Here is an 11,162-nt window from a genome sequence, read left to right on the forward strand (position 1 = left end):
ATCAACATATCTGGCGTTGACTTTTGGCACGCTGTTGAGTTCTCAAGGAACGGACGCTTCCTTCGTACTCACCCTCTCGGGCTTTCCTCCGGGCGCTTCCCTTCGGTGTTTCCGACTCTATCAGATCTTTTTCTCGACCTGACCCCCAGTCAGCGGGGTTTGTCTTCCCGGCCGTTGGGCCGTTCCGACGAGTGAGACTTTAGCGGATTCCCGGCTCCCGAGCTAATCGGGGGCCTGCGCCCTTTCGAACGCGGATTCCTCATTTCGCGAATACGCACGCCGATGACATGACGACAGACAGACGACTGACGTCGATCAGTGGTGGTACTCGCGGAATGGCTGTCCGGGGACCGACCGGAGTCGGCGCTCACGTCGGACAACCCGGAGAACACTACGGATCACGCGGGGGCGTGTCAACTCGGGTGCCCACCCCACCCTCCGGGCGTACTCTGTCCCCTATGACGACGCGTACGTACAGCCAGTTCTGGTGGGCCGCCTGACGGCGGCCGTCGCTACGTATGCACTCAACGGCCGCCGCCTCGGCGGCCGTTTTCGTTTCTCCCTCTGGTGCTCCGGGGGCGGCCGGCCGGGGACGGCGGTCTCGACCAGGAGAGGGAGAGGGAGACGAGATGACGCGGGTCTTCAGTGGGGTCAAGCCGACGGGGCATCTGACGCTGGGGAACTACTTGGGGGCGATGCGGCAGTGGGCCGCGGTCGACCAGTACCGGGCCGATGCGCTGTTCTGTGTCGTCGATCTGCACGCGCTGACCGTGGACCACGACCCGGCGCGGGTGCGCAGGCTCAGCCGGCAGTCGGCGACGCTGCTGCTGGCGTCGGGGCTGGATCCGGAGCGGTGCACCGTGTTCGTGCAGAGCCATGTCGACGAGCACGCGCGGCTGTCGTATCTGCTGGAGTGCGTGGCGACCGACGGCGAGATGCGGCGGATGATCCAGTACAAGGAGAAGGCCGCTCGGGAGCAGCGGCGGGGCGGGAGTGTGCGGCTGTCGCTGCTGACGTACCCCGTGCTGATGGCGGCCGACATCCTGGCGTACCGGAGCGACGAGGTGCCGGTGGGGGACGACCAGACGCAGCATGTGGAGCTGGCCCGGGATCTGGCCGTGCGGTTCAACCAGCGCTACGGGCACACGTTTGTGGTGCCTCGGGCCACGCCTCCCGCGGTGGCGGCGCGGGTGATGAATCTGCAGGATCCGGCGTCGAAGATGGGCAAGAGCGAGGACGTCGGGCCGGGGATCGTCTATCTGCTGGACGAGCCGGACGTGGTGCGGAAGAAGGTCATGCGGGCCGTGACCGACAGCGGGCGGGAGGTCGTGTACGACCGCGCGTCCCGGCCGGGGGTGGCGAATCTGCTGGAGATCCTCGCCGCGTGCACGGGTGGGAACCCATCCGGGCTGGCCGGTGTATATGAGTCGTACGGCGCTTTGAAGAGGGACACGGCGGAGGCCGTGGTGGAGGTCCTGAGGCCCGTGCAGGAGAGGCACAAGGAGTTGTGCGCGGATCCTGGCTATGTGGAGGGGGTGCTGCGGGATGGTGCGGAGCGGGCGCGGGGTATGGCTCGGCCGACCGTGGATGCGGCGTATCGGGCGATCGGGTTGTTGCCGGCCGGGGCCGATAGCGGGGCCGTGGTCGGGGTGAGCGCGGCTCGGTAGAGGTACCGGTACCGGGCACGACCGCGACCACGGCCGCGCACGCGGTCAGTCCTTGGTGCCGGAGGCCAGTTCGCGGCTGCGGTCGCGGGCGGCTTCGAGGGCGGCGATGAGGGCGGCGCGTACGCCGTGGTTCTCGAGTTCGCGGATGGCGTTGATGGTGGTGCCCGCGGGGGAGGTGACGTTCTCGCGGAGTTTCACCGGGTGTTCGCCGCTGTCACGGAGCATGGTGGCGGCGCCGATCGCGGACTGGACGATGAGGTCGTGGGCCTTGTCGCGGGGCAGGCCCAGCAGGATGCCGGCGTCGGTCATGGCTTCGACCAGGTAGAAGAAGTACGCCGGGCCGGAGCCGGAGAGGGCGGTGCAGGCGTCCTGCTGGGACTCGGGGACGCGGAGGGTCTTGCCGACGGCGCCGAAGATCTCCTCGGCGTGGGCGAGGTGTTCGGCGGTGGCGTGACTGCCGGCGGAGATGACCGACATGGCCTCGTCGACGAGGGCGGGCGTGTTGGTCATGACGCGGACCACGGGCGTGTTCGCGGCGAGCCGGTCCTCGAAGTAGGAGGTCGGGATGCCGGCGGCGCCGCTGATGACCAGGCGGTCGGCGGGGACGTGCGGGGCGAGTTCGTCGAGGAGGGCGCCCATGTCCTGCGGCTTGACCGTGAGGATCAGGGTGTCGGCGGTCTTGGCCGCCTCCTGGTTGGAGACCGCGGTGACTCCGTAGCGGGTGCGGAGTTCGTCGGCTCGTTCCTGGCGGCGGGCGGTGACCAGGAGGTCTGCGGGCGCCCAGCCGGCGCGGATCATTCCGCTGAGCAGGGCTTCGCCGATCTTGCCGGTGCCGAGGACTGCGACTTTCTGGGTCATGGCTGGGGGTGCCCTCCGGGGTGTGCGTCGTCCTGCTTCATCCTCGCACTCGGGCGGGGTGGGGGCGGGCCGGTGTCCGGCAGGCGGGACGCGGGGTGTGGCGCGGGTGGTCGCCTCGCGCCGCGGTCTTCACGCCGTGCGGCGGCGGAGGGTTGCCGCTCCGAGGCAGAGGACCAGCAGGGCGCAGCCGGCGACGATCAGGGCGTCGCGGACGAAGGTGGCGGTCATGTCGGTGTGCTTGAGCACCTCGTTCATGCCGTCGACGGCGTACGACATGGGGAGGACGTTGGAGATGCCCTCCAGGACGGGGTGCATGTTGTCGCGTGGGGTGAACAGGCCGCAGAGGAGGAGCTGGGGGAAGATCACCGCCGGCATGAACTGGACCGCCTGGAATTCCGAGGCCGCGAAGGCCGAGACGAACAGGCCGAGGGCTGTGCCGAGGAGCGCGTCGAGCAGGGCGACGAGGAGGAGGAGCCAGGGGCTGCCGGTGACGTCGAGACCGAGGAACCACAGGGCGAGGCCGGTGGCGAGGGCGGACTGGATGATCGCGAGGGTGCCGAAGGCGAGGGCGTAGCCGGCGATCAGGTCGCCCTTGCCGAGGGGCATGGCGAGGAGCCGTTCGAGGGTTCCTGAGGTGCGTTCGCGCAGGGTGGCGATGGAGGTGACCAGGAACATCGTGATCAGCGGGAAGATCCCGAGGAGGGAGGCGCCGATGCTGTCGAAGGTGCGCGGACTGCCGTCGAAGACGTAGCGGAGCAGGAGGAGCATCAGGCAGGGGACGAGCAGCATCAGGGCGATGGTGCGCGGGTCGTGGCGCAGCTGGCGCAGGACGCGGGCGGCGGTGGCGGTGGTGCGGGAGGCGTTGAGGGCGCCGGTCGGGGCGGGGGTGAGCGTCGGCGCGGGCGTGGTGGGCGTGGGTGTGGTGCTCATCGGGTGGTCTCCTTTGCGCGGCCTGCGGCGATCGCCGCGTCCACCAGGTGCAGGAAGGCCGCTTCGACGGTGTCGGAGCCGGTGCGGTCGCGGAGGGCGTCGGGGGTGTCGTCGGCGAGGATCTCGCCGGCGCGCATGAGAAGGAGGCGATGGCAGCGCTCTGCCTCGTCCATGACGTGGGAGGAGATCAGCAGGGTGGCGCCGCGTTGGGCGGCGATGTCGTGGAAGAGCTGCCAGAGGTCGCGGCGCAGGACGGGGTCGAGGCCGACGGTGGGTTCGTCGAGGACGAGGAGTTCGGGGGTGCCGAGGAGGGCGACGGCGAGGGAGACGCGGCTGCGCTGTCCGCCGGAGAGGTTGCCGGCGAGAGCGTCGGCGTGGGTGGTGAGGTCGACGTCGTCGATGGCTCGGCTGACGGTTTCGTGGCGGAGTTCGGCGGCTGCGCGGCCGGGGTGGAGGATCGCGGCGAAGTAGTCGAGGTTCTGGCGGACGGTCAGGTCGTCGTAGACGGAGGGGGCTTGGGTGACGTAGCCGATGCGGGTGCGCAGGGCGGGGTGTCCGGCGGGGCGGCCGAGGACGTCGAGGGTGCCGGTGACCTTGGCCTGGGTGCCGACGACAGCCCGCATCAGGGTGGACTTTCCGCAGCCGGAGGGGCCGAGGAGGCCGGTGATCTGGCCGCGCGGGACGGTGAAGTCGAGGCTCCGCAGGACCGTGCGGGGGCCTCGGACGACGGTGAGGTCCTGGGCGCGGATGGCCGGTGGGTCCGAGGGTGGGTGTGACGGCCCGGAGGAGTAATTCATCATGTGATGAATAATCCTCTCGGGGGGCCGGGCCCGTCAAGCGGCTGGGGTGCCTGGGCGAGGAGGAGGACGACGTCGTAGGTCTCCTATACGGCGGTGTGCTGTTCGCCGTGGACCAGGAACACCGAGTGGCCGGCGAGGTTGGCCAGGTGGGTGCCGACGGGGACGCGGCAGGTCCAGCGGACCGTGCGGCGGGCGAAGCGCAGGCGGGCAGTGAGGTCGGTCCGGTGCCAGGCCTGGGCGTAGGTGAGGAGGTCGGTGGAGGCGTCGGCGAGCGGGAGGTCGTTGCCGTTGCCGCCGGCTAAAGGGAGCCGGGGATGCTGCCGTCACCGGCTCGACGGCGAGGACGTCTGCGCCGTGGGCGTGCAGGAGCGCGGTCGCGATACCGGTATGGGCCCCGATGTCCGCGACGCGGGAGCCGGCGAGGGGGCGGCGGGGTTCCCCCCACGCTGCTCTTGCGGAGAGGGCGGGGTGCAGGCTTCGGGCGTCGGGCGGCGGCGGTGACCTGCGGTCGCCGGTGCGGGGGCGGGGCGCTCGGGGCGGTCGGCGTTTCGCGTTCGCGCGGTCTGAGCGGCGCAGCTCAGGGGCGGCGGCGCTTCTTCGGGTTGCCCGAGCGGCGGGTGGTGCGCTTTTCGTGTTGGGTGCGGGCTGCTTCGTACTCCTCGCGGTGGAGTTTCTCGCCGGGGGCCTCGGTGAGGGAGCGGAAGAAGTACGCGAGGAGGGAGCCGACGAAGCCGATGGCCAGCAGGCCGCGGAGGGATGCCTGGCGGGCGGGGTCGTGGCGGCGGGTGAAGCTCTCCCAGGTGTGACGGAAGGCGAGCGCGCTGCAGATCGCGAACATCACGACCATGAGGAAGCTGACGAAGTTGCCGACGTCGGCGATCCGGAGACCCTGGTAGGCGAAGCGCAGCACGAAGCAGGCGGCGACCGCTGCGGCCAGGGAGCCGACGGCGACGCCGATGCGGCGGGCGGTGTAGCCGCGGTCGTGGTCGACCCAGGTCGTCCCGAAGAAACGGAGGGGTTCGGGGCGGGGGCCGCCGGGGGTGCCCGCGGTGCTGTCCGGGGTGCCGTTCGCTGCGCTCACGCATCGATTATGGCGCCGGGGGCGGACCGCGGGCCGCTCGGGGATCAGGCGCAGCGGGGGGCGACGTAGCCGTCGCTGCCGGTCTTCACGTACGTGTCGGAGACGTACTCGCCGTTGCTGATGTTGTCCCAGATGTTCGACGTGCCGTAGGGACCCGTCACCGTGGTGCCCGGGGTCTGGCAGTAGATCGGGACGCTCGCGCCCACGGGCAGGACGCGCACGATGCTGTAGTTCGTACCCGGGCCGCTGCGGATGTTCACCCGGACACCCGGAGCGACCGGGTAGGAGCGGACCGCGGCCTCGGCCGCCGTGCCGAGGACCATGAGGAAGGCGCCGGTGGCGGCGGCGAGCAGGACGGATCTGCGTCTGCGCAGTGTCATGGGTGTCCCTCGAGTGACGAGATGAATGGTCGGTGGGTCAGGAGCAGCGCGGGGCGACGTAGCCGTCGCTGCCCGTTTTCACGTAGGCGTCCGAGACGTACTCGCCGTTGTCGATGTTGTCCCAGATCTTCGACGTGCCGTAGGGACCCGTCACCGTGGTGCCCGGGGTCTGGCAGAAGATGGGGACCTTCGCGCCCTCGGGCAGCACGCGGACGAGGGTGTAGCCGGTGCCGGGGCCGCTGCGGACATTGAGACGGACGCCCGGTGCGACCGAGTAGTAGCGCACGGCCGCGGCGTCGGCGGCCATCGTCTCCGTGGTTCCCTCTGCCTCTTCGACATGGTCGACTGCCATGGAATTCCTCCCCCGTTGTGCACCTCATGGGTGTCATGAGGTTCCGTTGATTCCCTGGAAGCACAGGACGCACACCTGTGTGCTTCTGGAACACAGACGCTAGCAAGCCGCCTCAGCCTCGTACGCCTCATCGACTAGGCTCCGTGGTTCGCGCGCGCGGACGAACAGCACGGGGGTGGTTCCATGGCGTCGCAGCGGAACACCGGAGCGGGCGCGGAAGCGGAGCTTCCGGAGTACGCCGGTCACTATCGGCTGGAGTCGCGGCTGGGCTCCGGTGGCATGGGTGTGGTGCATCTGGCCCGCAGCACCTCCGGGTTGAAGCTCGCTGTGAAGGTCGTACACGCCGAGTTCGCGCGGGATCCCGAGTTCAGGGGGCGGTTCCGGCAGGAGGTCGCGGCGGCGCGGCGCGTGAGCGGTGCCTTCACCGCGCCGGTCGTGGACGCCGATCCGGAGGCCGAACGGCCGTGGATGGCCACGCTGTTCATTCCGGGTCCGACCCTGGCCGAGCAGGTGAAGCGGAACGGGCCGATGGCCTCGTTCCAGCTGCGTCAGCTGATGGCCGGGCTCGCGGAGGCACTGCGGGACATCCACCGGGTGGGCGTCGTGCACCGGGACCTGAAGCCGAGCAATGTACTGCTGGCCGATGACGGACCGAAGGTCATCGACTTCGGCATCTCCCGGCCGAGCGACAGCGAACTGCGCACGGAGACCGGCAAATTGATCGGCACACCTCCGTTCATGGCGCCCGAGCAGTTCCGGCGCCCGCGCGAGGTGGGGCCGGCCGCCGACATCTTCGCCCTCGGTTCCGTCTTGGTGCACGCGGCGACCGGGCGTGGGCCCTTCGACTCCGACAGCCCGTACGTCGTCGCCTACCAGGTGGTGCACGACGAACCGGATCTGACCGGTGTGCCGGACGATCTCGTGCCGCTGGTGCTGAGCTGCCTGGCCAAGGAACCGGAAGACCGGCCGGCCCCCGATGAACTGATGCGGGAACTGCGGTCGGCCGCGGCCTCGTACGACACACAGGCGTTCATACCGTTGCAGCGGACGAGGGCGGACGAACCGGCGAGCGCGGCCGGGCTCGGGCAGACCGGGCCGGCGCGTGACCATGCCCCGGAAGCGGAAGGGGACGACGAGCTCTCGGCCGGGGACGGCAAAATTTCCGGCCGCTCGCAGGCGAAGCGTCGGCCCACGCTGCGCCTTCGCCGACGGATGGTTCTCGGCGCCGGGGCGCTCGGCCTCGCGGTGATCGGCGCCCTCGTCACCGTCCCCCTGCTCACCGGTGGCGACACGGTGCCGAAGAGCACGGTCTCGCACGCTGAGCCGCCGTGGTTCGACGCCTGGGAGGTGGGCCTCAGCGGCAAGCAGGGCTTCGCGCAGTGCTCGTACGGGACCGGCAGATTGCTGTGCGCGCAATCGGGGAGGGTCTTCGCTCTCGACCCGGACGACGGCGACGAGCTGTGGCGGCACACCGTGCCGAAGGGCCCGAGCCTGCCGCCGGTCGCGTCGGGCGGCCTCGTGCAGCCCACGCTCGCTCAGGGCCGCGGCCTGGAGGCGCTGGATCCCGCCTCGGGCAAGCCGAAGTGGCGTCAGGACGCCGCCGCGTACCAGCACATCGCGCGCGCCGGGAACATGCTGCTGCTCACGGGCGCGGACGGCACGGTCACCGCGGTCGACGGTGCCTCGGGAGACACGAAGTGGAGCCACCCGATACCGGGGCACCCGACGCCGGCCTTCCAGTCGTTCGCGGGAGATCCGCTGGCCTATGCGGCCAGTACGTCCGTCGACACCGGGCGCACGCACGTCACGGCGGTCGATCCACGGAGCGGGGAGGTGCGCTGGGAGGCACGGCTGGCCGGGTCGCTGCGGCCGGTCGGGACGGCGGACCGCGCGGTGGTGTTCCTCTCCGTCGGCACGGTATACGGCGAGGCGCGGTCCGTGGTGCGCTACGAGCCGGACACCCGGAAGGTGCGACGCGCCACCCTGGCCGTCCCCCTGGAGCAGCCCCACGGGACGGTACGCGGGAACACCGCCTACCTCACCGGCGCCGGCGGCAGGCTGGTGGCCGTCGACACCGCAGCGCTGCGACAGCGGTGGAGCGTCGAGACCGGCATGACCCGCACGTCCGTACCCGCCGCCGACGAGCGGCACGTCTACGTCACCGCCCCCGACGGGCGGTTGATCGCTGTCGATGTTCGGGACGGGCGGCTGGTCGGGCAGACCTCGGTGCGGCTCGGGGCGGCCGGGGATCGGGTGGCCGGGGCGTTGCCGCGACCCGTGGTGGTGGGTGGGCGGGTGTTTGGCTCCGCGCCGGACGGGAGTGTGTTCGGTGTGGACGGGCGGGATCCGGCCGGGTGGTAGGCGTGCGGCAGGACGGGTGAGGGCCGCCTCCGTGACGTCACGGGGCGGCCCTCGGGCGGGTTGGGGTCAGCTCAGCCTGCTGATGCCTCGGCGGGTGGGGGTCAGCTCAGCTTGCTGATGTCGCGGACCGCGCCCCTGTCGGCGCTCGTCGCCATCGCCGCGTAGGCCTTCAGGGCCGCCGAGACCTTGCGGTCGCGGTTCTTCGGGGCGTACCGGCCGTTCAGGGCCTGCTCGCGGCGGGCGAGTTCCGCCTCGTCGACGAGGAGCTCGATCGAGCGGTTCGGGATGTCGATGCGGATGCGGTCGCCGTCCTCGACCAGGGCGATGGTGCCGCCGGAGGCCGCCTCGGGGGAGGCGTGGCCGATGGACAGGCCCGACGTGCCGCCGGAGAAGCGGCCGTCGGTGACCAGGGCGCAGGCCTTGCCCAGGCCGCGGCTCTTCAGGTACGAGGTCGGGTAGAGCATCTCCTGCATGCCGGGGCCGCCCTTGGGGCCCTCGTAGCGGATGACGACGACGTCGCCCTCCTTGACCTGCTGGGTGAGGATCTTCTTGACGGCGTCCTCCTGCGACTCGCAGACCACCGCCGGGCCCTCGAAGGTCCAGATGGACTCGTCGACGCCGGCCGTCTTCACCACGCAGCCGTCGACGGCGAGGTTGCCGCGCAGCACCGCCAGGCCGCCGTCCTTGGAGTACGCGTGTTCGGCGGAGCGGATGCAGCCGCCCTCGGCGTCCTCGTCGAGGCTGTCCCAGCGCTCGGACTGGGAGAAGGCCTCGGCGGAGCGGACGCAGCCGGGGGCCGCGTGCCACATCTCGACGGCCTCCTGCGACGGGGAGCCGCCGCGGATGTCCCAGGTCTTCAGCCAGTCCGCGAGGGAGGGGCTGTGGACGGAATGGACATCCTCGTTCAGCAGGCCCGCGCGGTGCAGTTCGCCGAGCAGGGCGGGGATGCCGCCGGCGCGGTGCACGTCCTCCATGTAGTACGTACGGTCCTTGGCGACGTTCGGCGCGACCTTCGCCAGGCACGGCACGCGGCGCGACAGGGCGTCGATCTCGGTGAGGCCGAAGGGGACCTCCGCCTCCTGGGCGGCGGCCAGCAGGTGCAGGATCGTGTTGGTCGAGCCGCCCATCGCGATGTCCAGGGCCATGGCGTTCTCGAACGCCTGGAAGGTGGCGATGTTGCGCGGCAGGGCCGAGTCGTCGTCCTGCTCGTAGTAGCGGCGGGTGAGGTCCATCACCGTCTGTGCCGCTCGGACGTACAGGTCCTTGCGGGCGGTGTGGGTGGCGAGGACCGAGCCGTTGCCGGGGAGGGACAGGCCCATCGCCTCGGTGAGGCAGTTCATCGAGTTGGCGGTGAACATGCCCGAGCAGGAGCCGCAGGTCGGACAGGCGTTCTCCTCGATACGGAGGACGTCCTCGTCGGAGATCTTGTCGTTGGCCGCGTCGACCATGGCGTCGACCAGGTCCAGCGTGCGGACCGTGCCGTCGACCAGCGTGGCGCGGCCGGACTCCATCGGGCCGCCGGAGACGAAGACCGTGGGGATGTTCAGGCGCAGCGCGGCGTTGAGCATGCCCGGGGTGATCTTGTCGCAGTTGGAGATGCAGATCAGGGCGTCGGCGCAGTGGGCCTCGACCATGTACTCCACGCTGTCCGCGATCAGGTCGCGGGAGGGCAGCGAGTACAGCATGCCGCCGTGGCCCATCGCGATGCCGTCGTCGACGGCGATCGTGTTGAACTCGCGCGGGATGCCGCCGGCCTCCCGCACCGCCTCGCTGACGATCCGGCCGACCGGGGCCAGGTGGGTGTGGCCGGGGACGAACTCCGTGAAGCTGTTGGCCACGGCGATGATCGGCTTCCGCCCGATGTCCGCACCGGGTACACCCGAGGCGCGCATCAGGGCGCGGGCGCCCGCCATGTTGCGGCCGTGGGTGACTGTGCGGGACCTCAGCTCGGGCATCGTCGCTCGCTCCTTCAGACCTTCTTCGAAGAGTGCCGGCCGGACAGTTCCGGCTGAGTCGAGCGTACGCCGGTCATCCAGAGGGCGGGACAGGGTGTCCGGAATGCGGGATGCGTATCTCAGTTCCCCGGTCTTGTGTACGCCGGTCAGCGGCCGGTGAGGTGGCCCTGGACGACGGGTGCGACCCGGCTGATGATCTGCTCCGGGTCCGCCGAGGCCAGCGGCTCAATCTTGATCACGTAGCGGATCATCGCGATGCCGACGAGCTGCGCCGCGGCGAGTTCGGCGCGCAGCTCGGCGTCCGGCAGGTCGACCTGGTCGGCGATGCGGCGCAGCAGCTGGGTGGCGACCAGGCGGCGGAAGACGGCGGCCGCGGTCTCGTTGTTCACGGCGGAGCGGACGATCGCGAGGAGCGGCGTCCTGGTCACCGGGTTCTCCCAGAGCCCGAGGAGCATCCGGGTCATGCGCTCGCCGGCCTCCTCCAGCGGACCGGTGATCACCGCGTCCCGCAGGGTGAGGGCGGGCGCGAAGGCGACCTCCACCGCCGCCTCGAACATCTGCTCCTTGGTGCCGAAGTAGTGGTGCACCAGGGCGGAGTCGACACCGGCGGCCTTGGCGATGCCCCGGACGGACGTCTTCTCGTACCCGCGCTGGGAGAACTCCTCGCGGGCGGCACTGAGGATGCGGTCGCGGGTGTCGCCGGATTCGGCCCGCGCGGGGCGGCCGCGGCGGCGGGGGGTTGCCGGGGTGGGGGTGCGGGCGCCCTGCTGGGCGGGGG

10 protein-coding genes are annotated in these 11,162 nt (G+C 70.8%); 2 read left to right on the forward strand and 8 right to left on the reverse strand.

Features of this window, described 5'->3' with window-relative positions:
- Positions 1-629: 629 nt before the first annotated feature.
- On the forward strand, positions 630-1,667 hold the full coding sequence (trpS, locus tag N4P33_RS26630) for a tryptophan--tRNA ligase (protein WP_260829330.1): 1,038 nt from the start codon (positions 630-632) through the stop codon (positions 1,665-1,667).
- Positions 1,668-1,712: 45 nt separating this feature from the next.
- Here the strand turns inward: trpS and proC are convergent, their stop codons facing one another.
- The 6 genes from proC to N4P33_RS26665 all read right to left on the reverse strand — a co-directional run bounded on the left by proC (position 1,713) and on the right by N4P33_RS26665 (position 6,068).
- Positions 1,713-2,525, reverse strand: coding sequence for a pyrroline-5-carboxylate reductase (gene proC, locus N4P33_RS26635; RefSeq protein WP_260829331.1), 813 nt, complete (start codon positions 2,523-2,525; stop codon positions 1,713-1,715).
- Between the two features lie 129 nt (positions 2,526-2,654).
- Positions 2,655-3,455, reverse strand: a complete 801-nt coding sequence (locus N4P33_RS26640; protein WP_260829332.1) for an ABC transporter permease — start codon at positions 3,453-3,455, stop codon at positions 2,655-2,657.
- On the reverse strand, positions 3,452-4,255 hold the full coding sequence (locus N4P33_RS26645) for an ABC transporter ATP-binding protein (RefSeq protein WP_260829333.1): 804 nt from the start codon (positions 4,253-4,255) through the stop codon (positions 3,452-3,454). The genes N4P33_RS26640 and N4P33_RS26645 overlap by 4 nt, the downstream gene beginning before the upstream one ends.
- A gap of 577 nt (positions 4,256-4,832) precedes the next feature.
- Complete coding sequence (locus tag N4P33_RS26655; protein WP_260829334.1) at positions 4,833-5,336, reverse strand: EamA/RhaT family transporter; 504 nt, start codon at positions 5,334-5,336, stop codon at positions 4,833-4,835.
- A 44-nt stretch (positions 5,337-5,380) separates the two neighbouring features.
- Positions 5,381-5,716, reverse strand: a complete 336-nt coding sequence (locus tag N4P33_RS26660) for an SH3 domain-containing protein (RefSeq protein WP_399030163.1) — start codon at positions 5,714-5,716, stop codon at positions 5,381-5,383.
- Positions 5,717-5,753: 37 nt separating this feature from the next.
- Positions 5,754-6,068, reverse strand: coding sequence for an SH3 domain-containing protein (locus tag N4P33_RS26665; RefSeq protein WP_260829335.1), 315 nt, complete (start codon positions 6,066-6,068; stop codon positions 5,754-5,756).
- A gap of 183 nt (positions 6,069-6,251) precedes the next feature.
- Here N4P33_RS26665 and N4P33_RS26670 point away from each other — a divergent pair, with 183 nt between their 5' ends.
- Positions 6,252-8,429, forward strand: coding sequence for a serine/threonine-protein kinase (locus N4P33_RS26670; RefSeq protein WP_260829337.1), 2,178 nt, complete (start codon positions 6,252-6,254; stop codon positions 8,427-8,429).
- A 101-nt stretch (positions 8,430-8,530) separates the two neighbouring features.
- On the opposite strand, the gene ilvD is transcribed toward N4P33_RS26670, so the two are convergent.
- Positions 8,531-10,384 carry a dihydroxy-acid dehydratase gene (gene ilvD / locus N4P33_RS26675; protein WP_260829338.1) on the reverse strand — a complete coding sequence of 618 codons (1,854 nt, stop codon included), beginning with the start codon at positions 10,382-10,384 and terminating at the stop codon, positions 8,531-8,533.
- A gap of 146 nt (positions 10,385-10,530) precedes the next feature.
- A partial coding sequence (locus N4P33_RS26680; RefSeq protein ID WP_260829339.1) for a TetR/AcrR family transcriptional regulator occupies positions 10,531-11,162 on the reverse strand: 632 nt, incomplete at its 5' end.

It is taken from the genome of Streptomyces sp. 15-116A (assembly GCF_025290915.1).
Taxonomy (GTDB): Bacteria; Actinomycetota; Actinomycetes; order Streptomycetales; family Streptomycetaceae; genus Streptomyces.